Source organism: Abyssisolibacter fermentans (assembly GCF_001559865.1).
GTDB classification, from domain to species: Bacteria; Bacillota; Clostridia; order Tissierellales; family MCWD3; genus Abyssisolibacter; species Abyssisolibacter fermentans.
Genome location: NZ_LOHE01000045.1, coordinates 95,183 through 122,102, shown reverse-complemented (window position 1 = coordinate 122,102; position 26,920 = coordinate 95,183). Strand labels below are relative to the sequence as shown.

24 protein-coding genes and 1 riboswitch are annotated in these 26,920 nt (G+C 27.8%); of the genes, 1 reads left to right on the top strand and 23 read right to left on the bottom strand.

Annotated features, from left to right (window positions below; translation table 11 throughout):
* Positions 1-211: 211 nt before the first annotated feature.
* The 16 genes from AYC61_RS07460 to AYC61_RS07390 form a co-directional block, all read right to left on the bottom strand.
* A complete protein-coding gene (locus AYC61_RS07460) occupies positions 212-958 on the bottom strand; it encodes an ABC transporter ATP-binding protein (protein WP_156456381.1) in 747 nt (248 codons plus the stop codon).
* Positions 939-1,946: an ABC transporter substrate-binding protein gene (locus tag AYC61_RS07455; RefSeq protein ID WP_066498947.1), complete on the bottom strand. Its 1,008-nt coding sequence runs from the start codon at positions 1,944-1,946 to the stop codon at positions 939-941. The genes AYC61_RS07460 and AYC61_RS07455 overlap by 20 nt, the downstream gene beginning before the upstream one ends.
* Before the next feature lie 14 nt (positions 1,947-1,960).
* Entirely contained in the window at positions 1,961-2,722 is a 762-nt protein-coding gene (locus AYC61_RS07450) for an ABC transporter permease (RefSeq protein WP_066498945.1), read from the bottom strand.
* On the bottom strand, positions 2,694-2,984 hold the full coding sequence (locus AYC61_RS07445; protein ID WP_066498943.1) for a thiamine-binding protein: 291 nt from the start codon (positions 2,982-2,984) through the stop codon (positions 2,694-2,696). Before AYC61_RS07445 ends, AYC61_RS07450 begins: the two co-directional genes overlap by 29 nt.
* A 74-nt stretch (positions 2,985-3,058) precedes the next feature.
* Positions 3,059-3,168: riboswitch (TPP riboswitch) on the bottom strand.
* Positions 3,169-3,320: 152 nt separating this feature from the next.
* A complete protein-coding gene (locus AYC61_RS07440; RefSeq protein ID WP_066498937.1) occupies positions 3,321-4,580 on the bottom strand; it encodes a cytosine deaminase in 1,260 nt (419 codons plus the stop codon).
* An 11-nt stretch (positions 4,581-4,591) separates the two neighbouring features.
* Complete coding sequence (codB, locus tag AYC61_RS07435; protein ID WP_066498936.1) at positions 4,592-5,854, bottom strand: cytosine permease; 1,263 nt, start codon at positions 5,852-5,854, stop codon at positions 4,592-4,594.
* 325 nt (positions 5,855-6,179) lie between these two features.
* Positions 6,180-7,964 (bottom strand): B12-binding domain-containing radical SAM protein, encoded by a 1,785-nt coding sequence (locus AYC61_RS07430; protein WP_066498931.1) that lies wholly within the window; start codon positions 7,962-7,964, stop codon positions 6,180-6,182.
* 1,110 nt (positions 7,965-9,074) lie between these two features.
* A complete protein-coding gene (locus tag AYC61_RS07425; RefSeq protein WP_066498928.1) occupies positions 9,075-10,862 on the bottom strand; it encodes a B12-binding domain-containing radical SAM protein in 1,788 nt (595 codons plus the stop codon).
* Positions 10,863-10,938: 76 nt separating this feature from the next.
* Positions 10,939-11,091, bottom strand: coding sequence for a hypothetical protein (locus AYC61_RS21135; protein ID WP_156456380.1), 153 nt, complete (start codon positions 11,089-11,091; stop codon positions 10,939-10,941).
* A 485-nt stretch (positions 11,092-11,576) separates the two neighbouring features.
* The gene (speD, locus tag AYC61_RS07420; protein WP_202906811.1) at positions 11,577-11,987 is read right to left on the bottom strand and encodes an adenosylmethionine decarboxylase; all 411 of its coding nucleotides are present in this window, start codon (positions 11,985-11,987) and stop codon (positions 11,577-11,579) included.
* Positions 11,988-12,264: 277 nt separating this feature from the next.
* A complete protein-coding gene (locus AYC61_RS07415) occupies positions 12,265-13,722 on the bottom strand; it encodes an aminotransferase class I/II-fold pyridoxal phosphate-dependent enzyme (RefSeq protein WP_156456379.1) in 1,458 nt (485 codons plus the stop codon).
* A 184-nt stretch (positions 13,723-13,906) separates the two neighbouring features.
* Positions 13,907-14,095 (bottom strand): ferredoxin, encoded by a 189-nt coding sequence (locus AYC61_RS07410; protein ID WP_066498922.1) that lies wholly within the window; start codon positions 14,093-14,095, stop codon positions 13,907-13,909.
* Between the two features lie 88 nt (positions 14,096-14,183).
* The gene (recQ, locus tag AYC61_RS07405; protein WP_066498920.1) at positions 14,184-15,992 is read right to left on the bottom strand and encodes a DNA helicase RecQ; all 1,809 of its coding nucleotides are present in this window, start codon (positions 15,990-15,992) and stop codon (positions 14,184-14,186) included.
* A 530-nt stretch (positions 15,993-16,522) separates the two neighbouring features.
* A complete protein-coding gene (locus AYC61_RS07400; protein WP_066498916.1) occupies positions 16,523-17,443 on the bottom strand; it encodes a DMT family transporter in 921 nt (306 codons plus the stop codon).
* 268 nt (positions 17,444-17,711) lie between these two features.
* On the bottom strand, positions 17,712-18,956 hold the full coding sequence (locus AYC61_RS07395; protein WP_066498914.1) for an MFS transporter: 1,245 nt from the start codon (positions 18,954-18,956) through the stop codon (positions 17,712-17,714).
* Positions 18,957-18,977: 21 nt separating this feature from the next.
* Positions 18,978-20,267, bottom strand: coding sequence for an alkaline phosphatase family protein (locus tag AYC61_RS07390; RefSeq protein ID WP_066498911.1), 1,290 nt, complete (start codon positions 20,265-20,267; stop codon positions 18,978-18,980).
* A gap of 289 nt (positions 20,268-20,556) precedes the next feature.
* Between AYC61_RS07390 and AYC61_RS07385 the strand changes: the two genes are divergently transcribed.
* Positions 20,557-21,171 (top strand): histidine phosphatase family protein, encoded by a 615-nt coding sequence (locus AYC61_RS07385; protein ID WP_066498909.1) that lies wholly within the window; start codon positions 20,557-20,559, stop codon positions 21,169-21,171.
* Between the two features lie 50 nt (positions 21,172-21,221).
* Here AYC61_RS07385 and AYC61_RS07380 read toward each other — a convergent pair whose 3' ends face one another.
* The 7 genes from AYC61_RS07380 to AYC61_RS07350 all read right to left on the bottom strand — a co-directional run bounded on the left by AYC61_RS07380 (position 21,222) and on the right by AYC61_RS07350 (position 26,442).
* Positions 21,222-21,671, bottom strand: a complete 450-nt coding sequence (locus AYC61_RS07380) for a hypothetical protein (RefSeq protein ID WP_066498907.1) — start codon at positions 21,669-21,671, stop codon at positions 21,222-21,224.
* Between the two features lie 393 nt (positions 21,672-22,064).
* Positions 22,065-22,700, bottom strand: a complete 636-nt coding sequence (locus AYC61_RS07375; RefSeq protein ID WP_066498904.1) for a CYTH domain-containing protein — start codon at positions 22,698-22,700, stop codon at positions 22,065-22,067.
* Positions 22,701-22,757: 57 nt separating this feature from the next.
* The gene (locus AYC61_RS07370; RefSeq protein ID WP_066498903.1) at positions 22,758-23,552 is read right to left on the bottom strand and encodes an ABC transporter permease; all 795 of its coding nucleotides are present in this window, start codon (positions 23,550-23,552) and stop codon (positions 22,758-22,760) included.
* Positions 23,553-23,554: 2 nt separating this feature from the next.
* Entirely contained in the window at positions 23,555-24,343 is a 789-nt protein-coding gene (locus tag AYC61_RS07365) for an ABC transporter permease (protein ID WP_066498900.1), read from the bottom strand.
* Positions 24,340-25,359, bottom strand: coding sequence for an ABC transporter ATP-binding protein (locus AYC61_RS07360; RefSeq protein WP_242866762.1), 1,020 nt, complete (start codon positions 25,357-25,359; stop codon positions 24,340-24,342). Before AYC61_RS07360 ends, AYC61_RS07365 begins: the two co-directional genes overlap by 4 nt.
* Positions 25,360-25,420: 61 nt before the next feature.
* Positions 25,421-26,173: a CPBP family intramembrane glutamic endopeptidase gene (locus AYC61_RS07355; RefSeq protein WP_066498898.1), complete on the bottom strand. Its 753-nt coding sequence runs from the start codon at positions 26,171-26,173 to the stop codon at positions 25,421-25,423.
* A 2-nt stretch (positions 26,174-26,175) separates the two neighbouring features.
* A complete protein-coding gene (locus AYC61_RS07350) occupies positions 26,176-26,442 on the bottom strand; it encodes a PqqD family protein (RefSeq protein WP_066498887.1) in 267 nt (88 codons plus the stop codon).
* Between the last annotated feature and the right edge of the window lie 478 nt (positions 26,443-26,920).

The window sequence follows — 26,920 nt, the reverse complement described above, 5'->3', positions numbered from 1 at the left end:
CAACTATATTCAGCCTCATATGTGATTCGTATTCCTCAGACCGGAAATTTGCCTCCAGCTTCCTTCAGATTCCACCTCACGGTGGACACCCTTGCTCTTGGCTAACACCTAATCACCTTCGGTGTTCGGGACTTTCACCCTATAGATTATGCCCATGCTGGGCACACATAAATTAAGGAGCGATTTCAATTAAATCGCTCCTTTTGGTGCTTTACAATATGTCTAAAATACCAGCTTTAATATCATTAAATTCATGAGATATAATTATATTACTTTCTCTTGGTCTTTTTATATTAACATTAATTTCTTCTTTAATTTTAGTTGGTCTATCAGATAAAATATATATCCTATCAGCTAAAAATATTGCTTCTTCAATATCATGAGTTATAAAAATCACAGATGCTTTTAAATCATTAAATACTTCCATTAGCCAAGATTGCATATTACGTTTAGTTATTGCATCTAACCTCCCAAAAGGTTCATCTAAAAGTATTATATCTTTAAAACTCATGTAAGTTCTCATTAATGCTGCTCTTTGTCTCATACCTCCTGATAATTGAAATGGATATTTATTTTCAAATCCTTCTAGTCCAAATATTTTAAAATACTTTATTACCTCTTCTCTAGCCTTCTTTTTACTCATACCATTTACAACTAAAGGTAATGTAGCATTGTCTATAATTCTTTTCCAGGGCAATAATAAGTCTTTTTGATACATGTAACTTACTCTACCTGTCTTTCCTGTATAGTCCTTGCCATCAATTATTATTTTTCCATTATCAGGCATTAACAGCCCGGATATCATATTAAATATAGTACTTTTACCACATCCACTGGGTCCAACTAAAGCTACAAACTCATTTTCCCCAATATAAAAACTAATATTATCTACAACATTTATATTTTCAAATGATTTATTTAATCCTACTACTTCTAACTTATTCTGGCAAAAACTCATTTGTAAACGCCTCTTCTGCATTGAATTCATTTTGTAATAAGTTGTTTTCATACATCCACTGGCCGAAATTTTTCCATGTATCAAGCTTCATTTCGCCCCATCTTTCGTTACCTTTTTTATATTCTTTGGCTAAATATTCTTGACTCTTTATCGCTATATCTTTATCAGTCTCTGGTGCATGTTTCAATAAGTCTTCAACAGCTTTATCTGGATTTTCAATTGCATATTCATATCCTTTCTTTGCTGCTCTTAAAAACTTTCTTATTACATCTGGTTTATTTTTAATCATATTTTCATTTGTAACTAGCACTGGTGTATAAAAATCCAATCTAGGATCTACATCTTGTAATTTAATAAAACTTATTGGGAAATTTTTAACCTGTGCTGCTATTCCATCCCAACCATAGAATATCCATCTGAAATCCACATCATTTTTAACGCTCATAAAGAAGTCTTGACCTGTTACATCAAATATTTCTATTTTATCAAAATCAGCTCCATCTTTTTTCATTAAGGTTTTTAAGAAAGCTGTTTCTAATTCAGTACCCCATCCACCATATTTCTTTCCTTCAAAATCTTTTGGTGAATTTATATTTTTATCTATTGGTGCAGCAAACCCAGAAGTATTATGCTGAATTATTGCAGCTACAGCTACTAGAGGTATTGGGTTTTTAGCAGTTCTTGCCATAGTAATCTGTTCTTGAAAGCTAACTCCCAAATCTCCTTGCCCTGCACCTACTAATGTATTTACATCAACATCTGTTGGTTGGATAATTTCTATTTCTAAACCTTCTTCAGTAAAATAGCCTTTTTCTATAGCTGTATATATACCAGTATGATTAGTATTTGGCAGCCAGTCTAATATAAAAGTTACTTTTTCAAGCTTTTCAGCTCCCTGATCATTTGGTTCACTTGGTTCATCTGATTGACACCCTATAACATTCACTGATAACATAAAACATAACATTAATATTATTATTTTCTTCATTTTAATTCCTCCTATTATTTTTCTCTTGTCCATGGCATGAATCTATACTGCATATATGATATTATTTTAAAGATCATCATACTAAATATTATTATTAACAAAATTGCTGCAAAAAGTTTATCTACTAAAAATGATTTTTTTACTCTTAGTATATATAAACCTAAACCTGCTTTGCCACCCATCCACTCTCCAATAATTGCACCCATAAAACTATATGTTGCAGCTACCTTTAAGCCTGAAAAAAAGTTTACCATTGATGCTGGAAATTTTACCAAAGTAAATATTTTAAACTTTGAAGCCCCCATTGATTTCATCATGTTAATTAAATCTTCATCAACTGATTCAAGTCCTTCTAAAAGACTTATTACTATAGGAAAAAAACATACTATTACAACCATTATAACCTTAGGAAGCATATACATTCCAAACCACACTGCAAACAGTGGAGATAAAACTATAACTGGTATTGTCTGAGATATAACTAACACTGGGTATATTGCTTTCCTTAAAATTTTAATATTATCCATTAATGATGCTAGTATTATTGAAAATACTACAGCTATTAGTAATCCATATACTGCTTCTTGAACGGTTACTAATATATGTTCTTTACACTCAGGAAGTATCTTAAAGAATGTAATTATGACATCTTTAGGTAAAGGTAACATATATGGTTGAATGTAACCATAACTAACACTAATATGCCATAATAATATTATTATACCTATAAAAATTATTGGTATAACTTTATCCTCTATACTTGTATGTTTTTTCATTCATTGTCACACCTTCTGGCTTATAGTCGATCTTTATTACTGATACAACTCTTGAAGACCCTTCTCTTATACAAATTTCTTGCGCTTCTTTAACTATAGCCATTAATTTATCATACTCACCTTCCATAGTTGTTTCCATTGGTCCCACTTCATATTCAACGCCACACGAATCTATATAATCTATAACCTTGTCAACTACATCATAAATTTGTGCTTCTGGTACACATGGTAATACCTGTAAGCTTACATTGACTTTTGCCATTTTCTCAACTCCTTATATTTTTCTTCTTTGCAAAAAATAAAACCCTATTACCTACTTGGTAAAGGGATTAATTAATCAATATCTTAATAACTCCCTTCGCTAGCATTACCCAGTTCAGGTTATATGGGTCGAAACATTATAGTTTCCTCTCAGCCTAGTATTTCCAGCTCCCCAGTTAACTTTTATTCTTTTCATTTCCACAAACATTTTATACTTTTATTATGAAATAGTCAATATTTTATTTTTTTAATTTAAAACTTTACACCATTAAATGGTAAAGCTTCTTCATCTTCCTTTATTGATTCTTGACAAAATAAACCTAAATACAAACATATATTACTTGCTAAAATCTATCTGCTCCTCGTTTTCAATGAAAACAGTGGTCTCACTTGGAACGGTTTTAGATATAACTTTACCTTCTCTAATAGAATACGTTACTTTTACCTGTCTCCTAATTGCGTCATAAGGATTCTCAGCTGGCAAGATTATCATATTTGCTTTTTTCCCTTTTTCTATACCATAATCACTTATGTTTAAAGCTTTAGCACTATTATCAGTTATCAATTTTATTGAACTGTTTATATCATTAAAGCCCATTATTTGACATATATGTAGTCCCATATGAAGCACTTGAAGCATATTACCTGTCCCCAAAGGATACCACGGATCAAATATATCATCATGTCCAAAGCAAACATTTATATCTGATTGTAATAACTCTTTAACTCTTGTAATACCTCTTCTCTTAGGATATGTATCAAATCTTCCTTGTAAATGTATGTTAACTAATGGATTTGATACAAAATTTATATTTGACATCTTTAACAATCTAAACAACTTATATGTATAAGCATCATTATATGAATGCATAGCTGTAGTATGACTTGCTGTAACCTTTTCACCTATACCATATTCATATGCTTTAGTTGCTAAGACCTCAATAAATCTTGATTGTTCGTCATCTATTTCATCACAGTGTACATCAACCAATGAATTGTATTTTATAGCTAATTTAAACATCTGCTCTATTGATTCAACACCATATTCTCTAGTAAATTCAAAATGCGGTATTGCTCCTATTACATCTGCTCCTAATTTCATAGCTTCTTCTAGTAATTTTAGTCCATTAGGATATGATAATATTCCTTCTTGAGGAAAAGCAACTATTTGCAGTGTTATATAATCCTTCAATTCTTCTTTTAATTCAAGCAAAGCTTTTAAAGCTGTAAGATTTGGATCTGTTACGTCTACATGAGTTCTAATAAACTGAATACCCCCTGCAACTTGCCATTTAATTGCTTTTTTTGCCCTTTTTTTTACATCTTCAGTCGATAAAAATTTTTTTCTTTCTGCCCAACATTCTATACCTTCAAAAAGAGTACCACTTTGGTTCCATCTAGGCTCTCCTGCTGTTAATGTAGTGTCTAGATGTATATGTGGCTCTACAAAAGGCGGCAATACAATGCCACCCTTAGCATCTATAACTTTTCTATCTTCACATTCTATAACATTATCAATATCTTTTATAATGCCATCATTTATTAAAATATCCTGAAATTCATCTATACCTTCCAATCTTGCATTTTTTATTAACATATATTTCACTCCTAAGCTTTAACTTTTATATTACTACTATCTTTAATGTAAGTACTTGATAATTTCATAACTAGTATATACACTACAAAAGCTGTTAATACTGCATTTATTGGTGCTATTCCTGGTAAATATTTAGCAGCTAAAACTCCTATTATCCATGTTATTATTGCTTTATAGTTTATATTAATAAATCTTTTATCCTCAATATTTTGGTATTCACCTTTGCTTACTATAAAATAATCCGCTATTATAATACCTCCTATAGCAGGTATAAATGAACTCAAGAATGTTAGCCATCCTACAAAATTGTTATACAAAAACATTGCTCCAACCGTTCCAATAATACCATTAAATATAACTAATTTGTTTTTAGGAAGCTTTGTTATATTCGAAAATCCTAAGCCAGATGCATATAACGCGTTGTCATTAGTAGTCCAAATGTTAAAACCCAATATTATTATTGCAGGTATTATTAATCCTTGTAAAAACATAACCTCTGATATATCTGCTTGTCCCGTAACTGCTGCTCCTACAGCTCCAAATATAAACATTAATGAATTTCCCAGAAAAAATGCTGTACAAGTAGTTAATACTCCAATTTTTTTATTTTTAGAAAATCTTGCAAAATCAGGAGTTAATGTTCCTCCACTAATAAATGAGCCTACACACATTGTTAAAGCTGTTCCTATACTCAAGGTTTGTTTTGGCTCTATTGCAAACAATCCGTTAAGTCCACCAACACTACTTACAGCTTTAAAAACCGAAAAACTTCCAAGTAATGCTATGGATGGCACTGCGATAATACTTAATATAGTTAATGATTTTATACCAAAATACGCTGTTGCTGTCATAAGTATACCTGCTATAAATATTAAAACGTATACATTTATTGATGTCACCTTACTTACTGGTATTGCAAACATCGCAACGCCAACTCCAAACCAACCAACTTGAGTTATTCCTAATAAAGCAGATACTAAATATGAACCTTTTTCTCCAAAGGAATATCTTGCTAATAAATGTGTAGATAAACCTGTTTTTGATGCAATATACGCTAAAAAACTAGTATAAGTACCTAAAATTATATTTCCTAAAAATACTGATAATAAAAAATCCTTTGCATTTAATCCTGTTCCTAAACTTCCACCAGTCCACATGCTAGCAGAGAAAAATGTAAACCCTAACATAACCGCCATCATTGCTAAAAAACCTTTTTTACTATCTTGTGGTACTGCTTGTAGAGAAAAATCGTGATCTTGAATGTTGTTTTTCATATTATGTCCCCCTAAATCTATTTATCAGCACCTGAAACAATAAAAAACTCCTACTCAGTTTTTTCGTCGGGGCAAGAAATTCACACCAAATCAACATTTGGATTCTCTGCTTTAAAAAAGGCTTCTCATCACACTGACAAGAAACCTTGTATTTACATATAAAATTACACTAGTTATAGTAATATTACTGTATAAAGCACAACCTTGTCAGCCTCACAGAACTGAATTAAAGGTACTGATATTCATTTTTTAATATTATTGCATAAATTTAATCTATTGTCAATGTAATAATATATCAAACGTAAAAATATTATTTTAATTTATACTACGAAATTTTCTTTCTAAGTTTTTGTAGTTTATAAACTCCATCAGGTTTATAAATTCTAACAATAGTTTCTTTTATTTTATACTCATCTAATTTTGTACACTGTTTATTTGCATCATAAACATCATAATCATATGTTTTAATTACATCACCAGTTTCTTTTTCTATAATAAATTGGTTAACATCATATTCAAATTTAAAAACTTCCTTTATTATATGATCATATTTTTTAAAATCGAAACTTTTTATATATTCTCTCCAAATATTAGTTATTTTGCACAAACCATCCTTATCTTCTGCATCTAAATTCTCATTAAAATATACTAAATCTCTTGAGTAATTACCTAGATATCTATAGAATGAATTATAAATATCAAAAAAATCATTATTAAAAAACTCGATCAAGTTGTTATAAGTTATTCTAAACATATTAAATAAAACTTGAACGTAGTTGTTCATAAAAATATCGCAGTATGGATACTTTTTAACTATTGAATTATTTAATGTATAAAAATGTGAAAATAGATTAGGATACTTAGCTATCATTTTAATATTTCTTTTCATATTAGCACCATATGTAAAATCTGGTATTATATTATCATCAAAGCTTATATCATCAGAATATTCAGTATAAAATTCAGTTCCTCTTACCATTGAAAAAATATGCAATTGTACCTTATCAACATTCAAATCTCTTAATTTTTTTATAACTCTAAAAGTTTCTTTTAAATCTTCTAATTCTTCGTTAGGTAATCCATATATAAATGAACATGTTACTTTAATATTACTTTTGGTAAGTAATCTGATTTTACCATAAAAATCATCATCTATTTTTAGATTTTTATTAATAAATTTTTGCATTCTAGCAGAGCCACTTTCTACTCCAATGAATATTCCTGTACATCCTGATTTAACTAACATTTCTATCATTTCTTTATCTAAAGTATCAATTCTAGCTGAACATGTCCATCTAATATCTAATTCTTCTTCAATTATTTTGTTACAAAACTCTATAATTCTTTTCTTATTGACAGTAAACAAATCGTGTACAAAACTAAACTTAGTAATATTATAGTTTTCAATCAAATTTTTTACTTCACTAATTATTCTGCCATTACTTTTTAGTCTAAATTTTCGTTTCCAGAAACTTTTACTCGAACAATACTTACATCCAAAAGGACATCCTCTACCAACTTCAATAGGAAATGATTTCATCTTATCTATATATGGAATAAATGAATAATCTATTTCCGGTAATGTATCTAAATCTTGTATTAAATCATTTTCTTCATTTATAATAATATCTGATCCTTTTCTATAAGCTATGCCTTTTATCTTTGAAAAATCCATTTTACCTTCAAAGCCTCTCATAATATTAACTATATTACTTTCTCCTTCTCCTATACCAATGAGGTCTATGAATGAAAAAGTACTCATTAAGTCAAACCCTGCAACTGATGCTTGAGGCCCTCCCAAAACTAATTTAGTATTAGGAGTTTTATATCTTATATACTCAGCTATTTCAAGGCTTAAGTGATATGAGTTTGCCATAGTATAAAAACTTATAACGTCAGCTTCTTTGTTTATTAAATAGTCACCCAATTCAGCAGTATTTCCATCTTCAAATACATTACTTTTTAATTCTCCTATATTATGCAAATATGAAAAATTTACTATTTCTGCTTCATATCCATTATCTTTTAATATCTTAGCTAATAAAAGAGGTCCTATATATAATTCTTCATATTTAAATTTACTTATTGCATTAACGAATATAACTTTCATAAATACCTCCTTAATATTGAAACTTAGCCATAAAGCTAAGTTTCTAATACTTATAATAGTTAATTACGTATATCAATAGTAAAAATTGCTGTGTATAAATCCTCTTGACTTTTATCAATTGTCATCTCATCAACAACTTCATAGTTATTCATGCAAAAAACCCCCTTTTTTATTTACACTTTTAGTACAAGTTAATTATATCACAAATTTTGTATTATTTTTATTTTTTCCCATGTTTTATTATTTTTTTACTTATTTCTTTTATTTTTTATAATATTATTCATATTTGGTATATTGTATTGTTGTTTGCTATAAATGAAGTTGCTGCACAATCAAAAGAAAAAGCTGTCTTTTCAAAATTTTTAGACAGCACTTATGATACTTATACTATTTACAGTAGTTATAATGTAACTTATTTAAATAAAATAAGTAGTAATTGTAGTTGAAGATAAATCCTCTTGACCTTTATCAATTGTCAGCTCATCAACAACTTCATAGTTACTCATGTAACCAATCCCCCTTTTATGTATTATTTCAGTTAGCTACAAAAACGTTCCCTACTCATAAATTCTATGTTTGAATGTTTAAAATAAATTAGTTTACAAATTGTTAGTTGTAAAAACTACCAATATAGTTATTAGTGAATCATCTAATGTTTCTTTGAAATTGTGACTTCAAAAGTTAGTTTCTTCATCGTTTCTACTTATATGAATAAGTCGCTGGCTACTCACTATGTTTCTAGGAGTAAGTAATTCACACAAAATTATAGATTTTGGTTCTCCTATTTAAGTTCCTAGGAGCAAACACCATACCAAATCAAAATTTGAGTTTTCTGCTAAAAAAGGCTTCTTATCTCATTGACAAGAAACCTTGTATTAACGTATAAAATTACAGCGATTATAGTAATATTAATTATCCTAACATAACTGATTTAAAGTTACTAATATTCATTTTCAATATTATTGCATAAATCTAATCCATTTTCTATCTAGCATCAAAATAACTAGATATAGTACATAAAATATTCCTACAGTTATTTATAATTTTACTGTTTATATTTTCATATTTTTTAAAATATTTATTAAGCAAAAGTATCATTTTAATTTTATACTATGAAATTTTTTTCCTAAGTCTTTGTAATTTATATACGCCATCAGGTTTATAAATTCTTATAATTGTTTCTTTTGGCATATATTCATCTAATTTAAAAGTCTTCTTATTTGCATCATAAACATCAAAATCATAAGTTTTAATTGCATCCTCATTTTCTTCATTATTAAAAATAAAATCATTAAGATCGCATTCAAATCTATAAATTTCTTTAATAATATTATCGTATTTTTCAAATTTATAACTATTAATATATTCTTTCCAAATGTCTATTACCTTATAAACAAAATGCTTGTGTTCTACATCTATGTTATCACTATAATTTATTAACTCTTTTGAATTAGCAGCTAAATATTTGTAAAATGAATTGTAAAAAGCTAAAAAATCACACTTAAAATAATCTATCAAATTATTATAAGTAATCCTAAACATTGTATACAAAATTTGAATATAATGATTCATAAACATATCACAATATGGATATTTTTTAACTAAGGATTTATTAAGAATATAGAAATGAGAAAACAGATTAGGATACTTAGTTATTAATTCAGTATTTCTCTTCATATTTGCCCCATAAGTAATATCTGATACCAAATTATCATCAAAACTCATATCATGAGAATATTCATTGTAAAATTCAGTACCTCTTAAAATTGAAAACATATGGAGTTGCACAGTGTGCACATTCATGTCTCTTAAATTTTTTATAACTTTGAAAGTTTCTTTTAAATCTTCTAATTCTTCGTTAGGAAGTCCATATATAAAAGATGCCGTTACCTGAATTTTGTTTTTTGTAAGTAATTTTATTTTATTATAAAAATCATCATTTATTTTAAGATTTTTATTAATAAATTTCTGCATTCTGCTAGATCCAGTTTCTACGCCAATATAAATTCCTGTACAACCCGCTCTAACTAACATTTCAATTATTTCATTATCTAAAGTGTCTATTCTTGCAGAACAGGCCCACTTAATTTTTAGTTCTTCCTCTATTATTTTATTACAAAATTCTATAATTCTTTTCTTATTGGCAGTAAACAAATCATGTATAAAACTAAAATGAGTAATATTATATTCTTTCATTAAACTCTTTATTTCACTTATTATTCTGTCATTACTTTTTAATCTAAATTTTTGTTTCCAAAAACTTTTACTTGAACAATACTTACATCCAAATGGACATCCTCTTCCAACTTCTATAGGTAATGATTTCATTTTATCCATATATGGTATGAGTTCATAATCTATTTCAGGTAATGTATCTAAATCTTGTATTAATCCGTTCTCTTCATTTGTTATAATCTCTGTACCTTTTCTGTAACATATACCTTTTATTTTTGAAAAATCCTTCTCTCCTTCAAAAGCTTTCATAATATCAACTATGCTGTTTTCTCCTTCTCCTATCCCAATAAGGTCTATGAAAGGAAATGTGTTCATTAAATCATATGCAGCAACTGATGCTTGAGGTCCACCAAAAAGTAATTTAATATCAGGAGCATTACTCCTTATATATTCAGCCATATCAATACTCAAGTGATATGAATTAGCCATAGTATAAAAACTTATAATATCAGCTTTTTTGTTTATTAAATACTCACTTAATTCAGCTGTATTGCCATTTTCAAATACATCACTATCTAGTTCCCCTATATTATGTAAATATGCAAAATCTACTATTTCAACCTCGTATCCATTTTTTTTTAATATCTTAGCTAATATAAGAGAACCGATATATAAATCTCCATATTTAAACTTACTAACAGCATTAACAAAAACCACTTTCATAAAAATACCCCCTTCTTATATAGAGACTTAGCTTTAAATGCTAAGTCTCTAATACTTGTACTACCCCTTCAGAAACCTAAAAAGTCCATGAAATTCCACTATTAACGCCTACAGTTGGTGCAGTTATATCAGGTACTGTTACTTTAGTTGTAAATTCTGTAGCTTGTGATATTGCATCACAATAACCTCTATCGACTGTCATTTCTTCAACAACTTCGTAGTTATTCATATGAATCCTCCTTTTTATTAGTTTAATGTACAAACTCATTGTATCATTCTTTTTTTGAAAATTCTGTCATATTTTATATTTTATGTTATTTTTTATTTTTATAGTAGTACAAAAACATTTCAAAGAAATAACTCCTTAATTAAAAAAATAAAGACTTAGCTTTCAAACTAAGTCTTTGTAAAATTATTAACCAATGGTAGCTGTAATTCAAGCATTAACCCCCACAGCAGACGTGGTAATATCTGGCATGTTTACTGCACTAGTAAAGTTTGTTGAATTTGACATCTCGCCAGTATAGATTCTATCAACTGTCATTTCTTCAACAACTTCATAGTTTTTTATATAATCAATTCTCCTTTAAATTTATTATTAAATAAAAGAACAATTTATTTATTCTTATTTTTACATTTATTTTAACTATACTCAAATTTTGAATGATACTGATAATTTCATCAGATAAATCATTTTCTTAGTGCTATATTCCCTTACTTTGCATCAGGTTTAAACTTTATTTCACCTAAATTTTGAGTTGCATAATACTGTATTCTATCAGAAAGTCCTCTTGCAACTTCTGTAGCTTCCTCTTTTTCAGCTTTAAGCTTTGTTTTAAGATAATCAAAAGCTTTCCATGGATTTACTGAATCTCCACAGGTAAATAAATCTACTGACGCATATCCATACTCTGGCCATGTATGAATTGTCAAATGAGATTCTTGAATAATAACTGCTCCACTTACTCCCCATGGATTGAAGATGTGAAAACAACTAGTCACAATAGTAGCATTTGCTACTTCAGCGGCTTCATTCATATATTTTTCAATTAAATTATTATCATTCAAAATCTCTTTATCGCAATTATACAATTCTACTAAAATATGTCTTCCCAATTGTTCAATCTTCATCGCTCTATTCTCCCTTCTGCTCTACCATATATTATTTCTTTTATCTATAATTATTCGAACATATTTTTAATAATACTTCCATATGTTTAATATTCATAAACTTATTATTTATATATAGTAAGTTTTACTAGTAATAAAATACTACAATTCACCGTAATATTCAACATGTATTATTTGGAATTATCATAAATTTATACGCACAAAAAAAGAGATAGACTTTTTCTAAAAATTAGCCTTTCTCTTATTATTCTAAAACTTTAACCAAGCATTCTTATATTCCTAAGACTTTAATATTATCTACATAAGGATCTTCTGTATCTCTAAGCATACTATGTTGATTTTTTAGAAATTTGATGTATTCTATTATTTGTTTATTTATCCTTTCCCCCGGTGCAACTATTGGTATACCTGGAGGATATGCCATTATAGATTCTCCACTTATTTCTCCCTGTGCATCTTCTAGCTTTATTACTCTTTTTTTGGCATAAAAAGCATCTCTAGGAGAAATTATAACTTCTGGATTTTTTAACGCTACTTTATCAAGTTTCATCTCACTACTTCTATATTTAAAACTCATATCTCTCAAAGCATCTACAAGTAATTTGATAGACTCCTCAGTATCTCCAACACTTATAATAGCAAGTATATTAAATACATCACCAAGTTCTACTTGAATGTTATATTTATCTCTTAAAATGTCATAAGCTTTAAATCCTGTAATTCCCAGATTTCTTACACAGACTCCTAGCTTAGTTTCGTCAAAATTATAAACTCCTGGATAGCCTACTAATTCTTTACCAAAAGCATATAGTCCATTTATATTGTTGATTTCTTGTCGTGCTGCTCTTGTGTACTTTAATACTCTAGATAATATTTCTTGACCCTTTGTAACCAACATTTTCCTTGCAACATCCAAACTTGACATTAAAAGATATGAAGCACTGGTCGTTTGTAACAAATTTAAAGCAGTTTTAACTGTATTTTTATCTATTAACCCTTCGTTTAGTAACAATACTGAACTTTGGGTCAATGATCCGCCTGTTTTATGCAAGCTGACTGCTGCCATGTCTGCGCCTAACTCTATACCTGTTTTTGGAAGTTCGTCGTGATATCTAAAATGTGCTCCATGAGCTTCGTCTACTAAAACTGCTAAACCATTTTTATGTGCTACCTCAATAATTTCTTTCATCTTTGACACAGCACCATAATATGTTGGATTAATTAAAAATACTGCCTTTGCATCTGGATTTTCCATTATAGACTTCTTAATATTTTCCACTGTTACTCCCATGGCAATACCTAGTTCATCATTAATCTCTGGTTGAACGTATATTGGAATAGCCCCACTTATTATTAAACTATTTATAGCTGATTTATGCGCATTTCTAGGCATTATAATTTTATCTCCAGGTTTGCAGACAGTCATTACCATAGCTTGAACACCAAATGATGTCCCATTTACTAAGAAAAATGCATAATCTGAACAATATGCATCTGCCATCAATTCTTCTGCATCTTTTATTACACTTATTGGGTTACTTATATTATCCAAACATTTCATGGAGTTTACATCTATTTCTAAGGCTTTCTTCCCTATATATTCTGCAAATTCTGGAATGCCATTCCCATGCTTATGTCCTGGAACATCAAAGGGAATAACATTTCTTTTATTATAGTTTTTTAATGCATCAAATAATGGAGTATTGTTATGATTTCTTATCGTTTTCACCCACTTTTATCAAATTAGTCACAATAATCATATGACATATTATAATACGCTATATTAATTGTCAATACGCCATTTTTTTACAACTAATTTATTATAGAAAGGTCTTATGTTTTGCTATATGCAAATAATACTCAGCACATTTTAAACATGCTGAGTATATATTAAATATAATATAAACTATAAACTACCTTACTGATATTGCATCAACTGGACATTGGTCTTCTGCATCTTTGGCATTATCTAGTATATCATCTGGTACTTCGCTATCAGAGGCTACAGCTTTTCCATCAGCGTCCATTTCAAACACCTCTGGACACACATCTGGACATATTCCACAGCCTATACATGTGTTTTTATCTACAAAAGCTTTCATAATTATCTCTCCTTTATTGGCTTATAAATTTATTCTATTGTCTATTTTAACCAATAAAAAACACATCTATAATTGTAATTTATTCCATTTATTCTTTTTGTTTATATCCTTTTATTACTTCAATAAAAATATCACCATAAGCTTCATATTTTTTTATTCCTACTCCATTTATATCCAGAAACTCATCTCTATTTTGAGGATAAACTGTTGCCATTTCTTTTAATGAAACATCATGAAATATAATAAATGCAGGTACATTTTTCTCTTTTGATATATCAGCTCTTATTTCTCGAAGCTTATTAAATAACTCTTCATCATATTCTTCATACTGCAGTTTATTTATAGCTTTCTTTTCTTGGGTTTGCTCTTTTAGCAAATATTTTTTGTGTTCAACGGTAGTTATCCCTTTTAATACATCTAATGATGTAGCTGTAAGCTTAAGAATGGGAAACTTATCTGTAGTTATATTAATAAAGCCTTTAGATATTAGTGTCATTATCATTTCTCTTAAAGCATAAGTACTGTAATCATCCATTATACCATACGTTGAAAGCCTGTCTAATCCCATTTCTAAAATCTTTTTATTCTTTGATCCTCTTAATATATTGATAATAACATTTACACCAAATCTCTCTCTAGCTCTGTATATACAAGAAAGAATTTTTTGTGCTTCTAAGGTAATATCAACCATTTCACTATTATCTAAACAATTACCACAATTATTACATTTTTCAAATTTTGGTTCTTCATTAAAATATCTTAATATACTAGCACGTAGACAATTATTAGTATGACAATAATCTATTAAATATTGTAGATTTTTTAGTAGTATTTCTTGCCTTTTGAGTGTTAAATTATCATTGTTTATTAAAAGCTTTTGTTTGACAACGTCTGATGGTGAATACATTAATATACATTCACTCATTTCTCCGTCTCTACCAGCTCTCCCAGCTTCTTGATAATAAGCTTCCATGTTTTGTGGCATATTATAATGTATAACAAATCTCACATCTGGCTTATCTATTCCCATACCAAATGCATTGGTTGCTACAATTATTCTTGCTCTATTAAAAGTAAATTCCTCTTGATTTATTCTTCTTGATTCAGCTTCCATTCCACCATGATATAAAGTTACTGCCATTCCTCTTTCTCTCAGTTTTTTTGCAACAGATTCTACAGATTTTCTTGTAGAGCAATAGATAATTCCTGAATTATCAACGAAATTATTATTCAAATAGTTTTTTAGATATTGAAATTTGTTACTAGCTTTTATAACCTTATACATTAAATTTGGTCTATCAAAACTTGTAATTAATTCAACTGGGTTTTGTAATCCTATCAGTTCTTTAATTTCTTTTATTATAGCTTTAGTTGCAGTAGCTGTATAAGCACCTACTACAGGTCTTTTGTTGAAACTTTGTATGAATTTAGGTATTTCTAAATAACTTGGTCTAAAATCATGTCCCCATTGACTTATACAATGCGCTTCATCAACAGCTATTAATTCAACACTAACATTTTGAACTATACTTTTAAAATACTTTGTGTTCAATCTCTCAGGTGCAACGTATATTATTTTATATCTTCCTCGTCTTACATCCATTAGTCTATCTAATATTTCATCTGAAGCCAAGGTACTATTAATATAAGTAGCTTCTATACCAATTTCTTTTAATGAGTCCACTTGATCTTTCATAAGAGCTATAAGTGGAGAAATAACAATAGTTACGCCATTGTTTATAATTGCTGGTAATTGATAGCACAAGGATTTACCTCCACCAGTTGGCATAATACCTAAAACATCTCTACCGTTTATTATCGCCTCTATAACTTCCTTCTGACCATCTCTAAATTCTTCATATCCAAAATATATCTTTAAAACTTCATAAATATCCATAATTGTACCTTCCTTTGTTTTATAACAGGTAATATTATTTTCTTTCTTTAACACGTATTTGTATTTCCGTCAAAAACTCATCTTCTACAGAATTAGAAAAACTATCTATTAATTAAATTTTGTAAAGCATCTGATATTTTATATATTTGTTTATATGGCTACTACTTTACTTTATTAACAATTAGATATTATTCTTTTAAATCCTTTATTTGTATAAATATTAGCAATTTCCAAGTTTTGGTATTGTGCTGAAATGGTATAAAAATAGATAATGATGTTGTTCTTATAGTCATTTATTATATGTGGTTTTAATATATTATTTTCTGATTTTTTGCAATTAATAATGAGAAAATCATTGCCTTTATTTCTTTTAATTTTATTATATTAGGTATATTATTACTACCATAATTTTTGTTCCTAAAAAGTTTCTGACTTGCAATTCCTTTTGCTGAACTTATTACATTATTTATATATCCTAAAAATCATATGAATGATAGCTTTAGTCTCTCTACTAAAAACAGCAGAATTTATTATTCTGCTGTGATTTTTTTAGTAAATTTAGTATTAATTAAAGTGACACCTAAAATAATACAAACCCCTCCTACAACAGTAAATACATTGATACCTTCATCAAATAAAATGAAAGAAGTTAATGATGCTACCAGTGGGTTGATGTAATTAAAAACAGAAGTTCTTGTTGCACCTATTTCTTTTATAGCTTTATACCACACAGCATATCCAAAAACACTACAAGTAATTCCCAAATATAATGCAGACAAAATATTTTTACTATTTATATAAGAAAAATCTTTAAGCATAGAATGTACTACTAGTTTATTAGGAATAATTGCAAATAATAAAACTATAATAAATCCTAAAATATGTATATATGCAATAGCTACAAAGGAATCATATTTATTTAAAATTCTCTTTGCTCCTAAAGAGAATCCTGCCAACATAATTGCATTTAATAACATGATTATATCACCTTTTATAGTTTTGCTAAATGAAATAACATTCATTTGACCTTTGCTTATTATAAATATAACGCCGACAAAACATAATGAAATACCTAAAATTTTATTAACGCTTAATCTTTCTTTATAAGCAAATACTGAATATATCACTATAAATATTGGTGCTGTAGCAAGTATTAGTGAAGCATTTACACTTGTAGTTAATTTTAACGCACTATATTGAACAATAAAATAACCTCCTACCCCAATAAATGCTAAATAAATCAAATATGGTACATCTTTTATATCTATTTTTGTTTTTTGTTTGGGTAAAAATATTAAAATCAAACAAAAAATACAAGAACTAAAGAAAAGTCTCATACATAAAAACTCTATAGCTCCTGCACTCTTTATCCCAATCTTAGTAACTGCAAAAGAAGTACCCCATAGTATAACAACGCAAGTCAATAATACATATAATGTTTTTCTAGACATTTTGATGATCCTTTCAACCTATATTTGATACTTTCATGATTATAGCATATTCAATAGGTAAACACTATATATATTATACTTTTGTAATTAATCTCTGTAGGCATACCAAGTTGGTATGCCTAAAATTTAATGAACTTCTTATAATCAGAAGCACCTTATAAAGATTCTCCTATTCATTATATTCATAGGAGTAAGCGACTCACATAAAATCAAGATTTTAGTTCCCTACTCAAAATCGTAGATTTGGGTTCTCTATAATAATGTGGGATTATACTTCTTTCGGTACTCTTCTTAGTAATATTCCTCCAATTATAAATAATAAGATGATGCTAAACACGCCATAGTTCGTTTTACCAGTCATTTGAGTTATAAAACCTAACAATGCTGGACCCATGATAGCTGCAAATTTTCCAAATATGTTGTAAAATCCAAAGAATTCATTTGCATTATTTTTAGGAACTATCTTGGCAAAATATGAACGACTCAAAGCTTGAACTCCACCTTGAGAACTACCAACTAGCATTGCAAGAATCCAAAAATCTAATGTACTATTTAAGAAATAAGCATAAATACATATAATTGTATATATTATTATTCCAACATATAACATAGTCAAAGCTTTAAATTTTTCTGCAAGCTTCCCGTATAAAATTGCTGAAGGAAAGGCTACAAATTGAGTTACTAATAAAATAATAAGTAAATTTGATGAACTTACGCCTAAATCTGCTCCATATGAAGTTGCCATTTTAATAATTGTAGAAACTCCATCAATATAGAAAAAATAAGCTAATAAAAACATAAACAATTTTTTATGCTTTTTTATATTTTTAAAAGTCTTGTATAATCTTACAAAGCTATTTCTTATTATATGTGTCTCTTTATCTATTCCATGTACCTGTTTAACTCTTTTAAACATTGGAATAGTAAAAATTCCCCACCAAATTGCTGTTAATATGAATGAAATTTTACATGCTACTGCAACTGAAACAGGAATTTTATTAATCTGAGCTAATATAACAATCGCCATACATATAATGAAAGGAATAGTGCTTCCTATATATCCAATGGCATATCCATAGGTTGATACCTTATCCATCCTATCTTTTGTTGTTACATCTACTAAAAATGCATCATAAAATATATTTGCTCCAGAAAAACCTAATGCAGTTAATATATAACACCCGAGCAATATTGACCAGTAGCTTTCAGGAATAAATGCTAATGTACTTGTCATTATAAATCCTAATACAAAAAAGACAGTAAAGAATTTTTTCTTGAAACCCCTATAATCTGCTATTGTTCCCAATATAGGAGCTAATAGTGCAATTATGAGAGTAGCTATTGAATTAGCATAACCCCAATAAGCAGTTGATAGTGCTGCACTTCCTCCACTATTTATGAAGGTCGATTTAAAATATAGTGGCATTATAGTAGATGTAACTGTCATTGTATAAGCTGAATTTGCCCAATCATAAAAAGCCCAACTTTTTTCCACTTCATTTAATTTAAACATAAATTCCTCCCTTTAATTTAATTAAATTAATAATTCTGTAATGACTTTCCCATCAACATTTTTTAATTCATATCCTAATAATCTTGCAATAGTAGGTCCTTCGTCAATTAATCTCATTTCATCTATAACTTCACCTTTTTTGATGCCTTTACCATGTGCTATAAACACAGTGGTATAATCATCTTTAAAAGGAGAATAACCATGAGTAGCTTTTGTTAAATGTGGTACTTGTCCAACATCTTCTAAATTGATTTCTTCTATTATTTCTCCAGTTAAATTGTCTAAAAAATAATAATCCTTCTTTGCTTCTAACATAAAAGCACATTGAGAATCAGCCCCAAATTCTGATGCTTCGTTTTTTGTATATATAGCATCTAAGCATTCATATTTTTCATTAAAATTCTTTAATGCTATTTTTAGCTTATTTATTAATTCTTCATCATTATTATTCTTTACATAAATATATGTTGAACCATCACAGTTTTTTGATATAGCCTCATAGCTTATAATTCTTCCTGTTTCATCAACATCTATAAATCCTTTTTCTTCTAAGTAAACGTTCATATTAATAATCTTACTTTCATCTAAACTACTATGATCTCCTAATAAAATTAACGTGCTTTCTTCATATATACCACATTCTTTTAAGGTACTAATTATTTCACCTAATCGTTTGTCGTGTCTATTTAGTGCATCTTTTGCCTGAACTGAATCAAAACCATTATAATGTCTCATAGAATCTAAATCAGTATAATGCACAAGTGTTATATCTGGTCGTATATTCTTAATTGTATATAAAAGAGATTGATGAGTAAAATTATCTAAATATGGTTGTTTAATTCCTTTCCTTAAATGTCCAAACAATCTATTTAACTTATACTGATAGTTAACGCTGCCATTTAATATAGAAACCATTATTTGATTTTGCCAACGTCTATTTGCAAAAATTTCGGGTACATTATATTGAATTTTGGATTTAGCAGTAACCGGCCAAAGCAGAGCAGCTACTTTTTTACCATCTTTTATAGCTAAATCATAAAAAGTTTCGCATTTAATGTGCTTTCTATGCCAGTACCAATCTGGTGATTGTCTATTAGGTTGAAACTGTGTATTATTTACAATGCCATGATTTTTAGGGTATTTCCCAGTAACAATAGTAGTATGCGCTGGATATGTTAAAGTAGGATAGACACTATAAACTTTTTTACAATAAGATGAATTACTAATAATACTATTAAAATTTTTCAGAGATGATATGTAATCAAAATCTAATGTTGATAGTCCATCAAAGGATATAACAAATAAATACATAAAAACCCTCCATATCTTATGCAAAGTATTGTAATACTTTACTTAACTTTAGATTAAGGCATTAAAATACAAATAAGTCATTTAACTAATAATACCTTCATTCTAATTATATATTATCTTTAAAATATTCAACAGATTTTTTTCTTTTTTGTAAAATTTTATTAATAGCAAAGTCGTTATTATGATGTATATACAATATTATGTATTTACTTGACAATATGCATTAAGACATATAAAATTTACACATTAATGTATCTTTAAATATTCGAATGGAGTGAAGGGTAAAATCATGGCAAAAATATTTTTAACAAGACATGGTCAAACAATGTGGAACATAGAAGGTAGATTACAAGGTCATAAAGATTCAAACCTTACAGCACTAGGAGAACAACAAGCTAAGTGGCTTGGTAATAAATTAAAAGATGAAAAAATAGATATTATTATATCCAGCTCAAGCAATCGAACACTTAGAACAGCAGAGTTTATTAGAGGAAATAGAAATATTGAATTGATTCCTAATGATAATTTTAGAGAAATAAACATGGGTAAATGGCAAGGCATGTTGAATGAAGACATAGAAAAACAATACCCTGAGGAAAAACACAATTTTTGGCATTCTCCACATTTGTACAAGCCTCATGGTGGTGAAACGTTTGGTGAAGTTTTAACTAGAGCGAGCATGGAAATAGAAAATATTATTAAAGAATATGAAGGAAAAAATATATTAGTTGTTACTCATACAGTAACTTTAAAAGCTATAATCACTTATTATGAAAAAAAAGAATTAAAAGATTTGTGGACAGGTGCATACATGCACCCTACTTGTTTAAATATATTAGAAGTAAATGGTAATGACAGAAGATTTATATTGCAGGGTGATATATCACATTATGAAGAAAATTAATTATGACCACTAAGATTTGTTATAATCTTAGTGGTCATAATTTTAATGAATTACTTCTCTAAATATTTTTCAATCCTACTACATATTTTAAAAGCACTTTCAAATTTAAAATATTTTTCTTTTTCATTTAAATAAATCCACTTTAAATCTGCAAATTTCTTTTCTCTTTCAACAGTATACTCTGGCATATTTCCATCCCACTCAGTAATTAAATAAATATAAAATATAACATTTATCTCATCAACTTTCATTTCATCAAGATAAACATATTTTTTTACATTTACATTATTCTCAAACTCTTCACCTACTTCTCTAAGCATTGCTGTAATCTTGTAATCTGATTTACTTTTATAATCTTTATCTTCTATAGAACCGCTTGTGAAAAAAACTTCATGTTTATTGTCTTCTACATGTCTATTTTCAATTAACACCATATTGTTACTTTTTAAAAATACAAAAACAACCCCTTCTCTATAGCCATTTTTATATGCATATGGCACATATAACACCTCAGTTCATTTAGTAATTTTTATTATTGGTAAATGTCATGTAAATAGCTGAATGTTAAACCCTATATATAACAAAAGCAGCTAATGCAGGTACTAATATTAGTTATTCATATATGTTTTCTAATAATATCTACCCTAATCAACCCATAAACAACTTCTATAATGATTATTTCAACCAATAAGTTCTTTAGAAGCTACATGATTTTTTTGACCACGATATTGATACCTATATTTTTTCATCTATCTATAATCAGAAAAATATATGCATCTTAGAGTAAAAAAATGTCTTGTATAGCTTCAACACAAAAACTTTCTTATTATATAAAATATTTTTCTTTTTCATTTAAATTATTCTCTTCTAATCATCGAATTTCTTTTTCAACACTATAAGCTAGTATATTTATCAAAAAATCGTGTATTTTTAGATATACAATTGCTGTTTGGTACTATCGAAATTTTCTTAAAAATATCTGTAATAATTCTCTCAGCTCCATCAATTTTTTCTGTTTCCCATTCTATTTCATAATCTTCTTCATCTAAATATGAACTTATATCAATATTAATAGCCTCGTAGTTCTTATCTATTATATATAATTCTCTTTTTGTATTTAATTGCCCAATAACTTTTAATTTATTTAAATCAATTTTAAATTCAATTTCTTTCAATATATCTGTGAAAAGTCTTTCATAATCTTTAAAATTATCTCTATTTATTAAATTTATAGCTATTTCTTCATCTAGAATTATATTATATTCGTTTTTTATTTTATAGTTTTCACCATAATTTTTATTTATAGGAATTTTTATAGTGAATTCATATTTATTTATATCTGCTAATATTTTTCTAATACGTATGGTAATATCTCTTTCTTTGAAGATAAGTTCTTCTGTATCTATATAATAATTTATTTGTGTAAATGAATTTAATTTCAAATATTCATTCTCAATTAAAAACTTTTTAAAAATAATAAAATCTTCTTTTGATAATTGATATTTTAATTCCTTTTCTACATTCTTCATTGAATCACCTTTTAAAATTAATTTGTAATAAGCACAACATCTATAATTAGTATTAGTTTAATAATAATCCAAGGTAGCTCTTTTTTTTGCAATTTTTTCAGTTATTTTCATAAACAAATACCCTATTATAATGTATATTATGCCTATCAATATTTCTTCAACAACCAATCTATCTATAGCTGATAAATTACCTCCTGCCATTATTAAATCTGCTGCTTTTAAGCTTCTCGTTATAGGTAAACAATATGAGAATTTCTGCACTATATTAGGTAATGCCTCTACCGGAAAATTAACACCACTAAACGCCATCAACAGCATAGCACATATGTTCATAATTAGATTCATTTGACTAGTCACTAGTCCAAAGCTTCCTATAAATAAGCCAAAGCTAACAGCTGAAAACATCGCTATAATTGTAATCATAATGAACAAATACATATTAATATTTTCAAAACTCACATTAAACAACAAAGATCCTATGATTAATCCAATTGATACTGTAACCAAAGAATCGATTATATGGACAAATCCTCTTTGAAAAAATGCTATAAATTTGTTTTCTGGAGATGCAATAATCATCTTTAACGTTCCCATAAATCTTTCAAACATAAAAACTGCACCTACACCAAAAACTGAATTATATATACAAAGTAAAAATGAATTACCTATTACCCAATGTGTTAGATCATCTGTATTATAACAATATTTAGCTAACAAACAAAAGAATATTAGCTGAAATATTGGATTTAATATTTTTACAAAAAAATATGTTTTCGGTTCTATCCACCCAAAAGTTGATTTAAAAGATAACCATGCTTGATCAAAAAACCTATATATACTTTCTTTAATCATACCTAGCTTACCCCCAATGTGCCATTTATTCTTGTTTTTTTGTCTATTAAATTATATAGAAAATACGATGCTATCAAGTATGCTATGGTTATTAATATCAATATAATTAAATATTCGCAAAATAAAGTTCTATTATGTATTCCTTCTAAGCTCATTCTTAATATTCTTACTGCCCACGTTGGAGATAACATATAACTAAAAAGCATAGTCCATTTAGGTAAAATGTCAATAGGAAATAGAACTCCGCACAAAATAAATATTGGATATTCTAAACAATTCATTAATATTCTCGAACTTCTTGATAATGTGAAAATGGCAGAAAAAAGTAATGAAATACTTACAAATGATAATATTGTTAGTATAGCTGATATTATAAAAGCACTTGGTACTTCTATATAAATATCACCATTGAAAATTAGTTTGACCACAACAAAAGATATACCAAACGGTACTAAACTCAATATTGTATTACCTAATATTTTACCAAACATTATTATTTTAAAATTCGTTGGTGTAGCATAAATAACTTGAAGTGTTCCCATGAATCTTTCCCTCTGTATGTCACCAGCTGATGAAAAACAAATACAGCTCCATAAAGTTAAAATCCCTGTTCCTAGTACTACAAATGAAACAAAATTATCTTGTCCTGATCTCTTAAACATCATATAAGTAATTATTGAATAAACTATCGGCTGAAAAATCAGACAAAATCTATAGGTAGGTCTTGATAATGATTGTTTCATTTGTAACTTACATGTATCTTTAATAGTTGTTGTTATAATATTTATCACACATTCCCACCTACCAATCTTACATAAACATCTTCTAAAGTAGGCTTTCTTTCATTAATGGAAATTACTTTATTATTAACTAATATTTCAAGTACTTCTTGAGTAATATTAGCTAAATTATCAAAATGAATTTGAAGCATTTGAAATTGATCCTGCTTTTTTATTGCTACAGTTTTTACTTCTTGTATCTTTTTAATTTCTTTGATTTCTTTATCATAAATTCCTAATACAGATATTTCAAGTATAGCTGTATCACAATTACTTTTTTTAAGGTTTTCGGGTGTTTCTAGAGCAATAATTTCACCATCATTTATTATAGCAATTCTATTGCAAAGCTCGTCAGCTTCGTGCATATAATGAGTTGTTAATAAAATAGTCTTACCCAATTGTGAAAGTTTTTTTATTATTTCTCTTAGTTCTCTAGCTCCTATTGGATCTAATCCAATTGTTGGTTCATCCAAAAAAATTATCTCAGGATCATTGACTAGACCTCTAGCTATTTGTAGCCTCTGAATCATTCCTTTTGAATATGTTTCAACTTTTAAATCTGCTTTATTATAAAGTCCAACTAACTTTAACAGTTCATCTATCCTATTTTCTCTAGTCCTTCTATCAATTTTATACAAATTTGAAAAATACACTAAATTATCTCTTGCAGACAATCTTTTGTACACGCCAAGCTCTCCGCCAAATATAAAATTAATATGCTTTCTAATTTTACTTTCTTGACCAAAAGTATCATATCCTAAAACCTTACTCTCTCCAGATGTTGGAGCTAACAATGTAGTAAGTATCTTAATTGTTGTAGTTTTACCAGCTCCATTAGGACCTAATAAACCAAATATTTCACCCTTTGAAACTTCAAAAGAAATACCTTTAAGAGCATTTACCGTGACCTTTTTTTTCTTTAACCACCCTTGGGTGGATTTGTATTCTCTGGTAAGATCTTTTACACTTATTACTTTATCCATAGCTGATTCTTTAATCGCGCTATCAATAGCTAATTCACTAGCCAAAGTCTTTCACCTACTTTCCAATAAATCTTATTACTCTTTAAGACTCCTATTTCTATAAAACTTATTTAGCATTTTGATTTTCAAATAATTTGTTTTTGTTATAGTGATAAAAACAACTCTTTAATGCTAGTAGCATCAAAGGTGCATTAAAAACGCTATGTGCAATTATGCTAGGTAGTACTGATTTTGATAATATAAAAAGAACAGCACTTGCACTACCAAATACTATTTGAATTATATAATCTTGTTTTTTAAAATGATTATTCCATTTAACTCCAAAATGATTTAAAAAAAACATACTACAGCTTAATATCACTAAAAATACATATGAAGAGTTATCAATATATCCAATTATAAAGTTCCTGAAGAATATTTCTTCTCCAATCGCAGCTCCCAATAGCATATATATTTGTGTAATATAATCTACTCTATTTTTTTTTGAAGTAAATTCTATCATATCCTTTGAAAGAACTAATCTCCATTCATTTAACTTAGGTAAAATAAACATTATACCAACTACCATACCCGCTATACACCAATAAACTAAGTTTTTCGTTTTAATACTGACTTCAAAATCTATTATGATAGGTAATAAAAATGGTATTACATATAAACTTCTTCTTATAACTGTTGATGTTATAATATATTTTTTTGAATAAACCCTTTTTGCATTCCCAACTGATATGATTATAACTACCCAAAATATAAGAATTACTACATACTTTGTATTTTTAAGGTAAGATAAAATGCCTAAAACTAGTATGCTTAACCATAACAAATTTTCATTTAATCTCATTACATAATTATTCTTCATAATTATTCACACTCTAAAATTACATTGTTTTCCACCATTTCATTTATAAACTCTTCAATATCTTTCTTAATATCACTTTTATCAGCGTCATATTCCTCTGCTATCATATTTATTAAGTCATCAATGCTATTTTCTCCATCTAAGTTATCCCAAATTAATAAAGCCAGCTCATTTAATTCAAAACATTGATTATCTCCAAATAAAACATTTTTTTTATTTATCGTCCTAACTCTATATACTATATTTCGCTTAAATATACCCGTTTTCATTTTTATATCCCCCCAGCTTGTCCATTATTGATGGATTCAAAAAATCTATGTTTCTCAGCATTAGTTATTAACTTTTTTCACTAAGCTTTTCTTCAAAATATTATTTCTTGAATTTGATTTGAATTATAACTGTATTTGCCATTCCTTTAGAATTACTTATTAAGGCTACCTACTATTAAAGACCATGCTAAAAAAATTAGTCATCCTTTTCAAAATCTAATATTTATAGAATTTCTCTTTTATCAATTGAGTTATCTTTGCTTAATATCTATAATATCAATTCATTAACCCACTCTTAATTAAATTGTTTTTAAATAATAGATAAGCAATTGCTTATCTATTAAAATATTAATATGGACACGCTTCTGCTGCTAATGCTGCTGGTAAGCTTATTCTTTTAGCTTTAGGTGCATTATACTTTTTCATTCATTCGCCTCCTTTACATATAATAATTCGTTATTAATATATGTCAATTTTA

Coding starts and splice junctions, on each gene's coding strand:
- AYC61_RS07440 (WP_066498937.1), bottom strand. CDS start 4,580: ATGTTAATAAAAAATGCAAGATTGGAAGGTATAGATGAATTTCAGGAT.
- AYC61_RS07450 (WP_066498945.1), bottom strand. CDS start 2,722: ATGAAAAAACATACAAGTATAGAGGATAAAGTTATACCAATAATTTTT.
- AYC61_RS07370 (WP_066498903.1), bottom strand. CDS start 23,552: ATGATTAAAGAAAGTATATATAGGTTTTTTGATCAAGCATGGTTATCT.
- AYC61_RS07395 (WP_066498914.1), bottom strand. CDS start 18,956: ATGTTTAAATTAAATGAAGTGGAAAAAAGTTGGGCTTTTTATGATTGG.
- AYC61_RS21135 (WP_156456380.1), bottom strand. CDS start 11,091: ATGAATAACTACGAAGTTGTTGAAGAAATGACAGTCGATAGAGGTTAT.
- AYC61_RS07390 (WP_066498911.1), bottom strand. CDS start 20,267: ATGTATTTATTTGTTATATCCTTTGATGGACTATCAACATTAGATTTT.
- AYC61_RS07385 (WP_066498909.1), top strand. CDS start 20,557: ATGGCAAAAATATTTTTAACAAGACATGGTCAAACAATGTGGAACATA.
- AYC61_RS07400 (WP_066498916.1), bottom strand. CDS start 17,443: ATGTCTAGAAAAACATTATATGTATTATTGACTTGCGTTGTTATACTA.
- recQ (WP_066498920.1), bottom strand. CDS start 15,992: ATGGATATTTATGAAGTTTTAAAGATATATTTTGGATATGAAGAATTT.
- codB (WP_066498936.1), bottom strand. CDS start 5,854: ATGAAAAACAACATTCAAGATCACGATTTTTCTCTACAAGCAGTACCA.
- AYC61_RS07445 (WP_066498943.1), bottom strand. CDS start 2,984: ATGGCAAAAGTCAATGTAAGCTTACAGGTATTACCATGTGTACCAGAA.
- AYC61_RS07455 (WP_066498947.1), bottom strand. CDS start 1,946: ATGAAGAAAATAATAATATTAATGTTATGTTTTATGTTATCAGTGAAT.
- AYC61_RS07350 (WP_066498887.1), bottom strand. CDS start 26,442: ATGAAAACGGGTATATTTAAGCGAAATATAGTATATAGAGTTAGGACG.
- AYC61_RS07355 (WP_066498898.1), bottom strand. CDS start 26,173: ATGAAGAATAATTATGTAATGAGATTAAATGAAAATTTGTTATGGTTA.
- AYC61_RS07375 (WP_066498904.1), bottom strand. CDS start 22,700: ATGAAGAATGTAGAAAAGGAATTAAAATATCAATTATCAAAAGAAGAT.
- AYC61_RS07425 (WP_066498928.1), bottom strand. CDS start 10,862: ATGAAAGTGGTTTTTGTTAATGCTGTTAGTAAGTTTAAATATGGAGAT.
- AYC61_RS07430 (WP_066498931.1), bottom strand. CDS start 7,964: ATGAAAGTTATATTCGTTAATGCAATAAGTAAATTTAAATATGAAGAA.
- AYC61_RS07460 (WP_156456381.1), bottom strand. CDS start 958: ATGAGTTTTTGCCAGAATAAGTTAGAAGTAGTAGGATTAAATAAATCA.
- AYC61_RS07410 (WP_066498922.1), bottom strand. CDS start 14,095: ATGAAAGCTTTTGTAGATAAAAACACATGTATAGGCTGTGGAATATGT.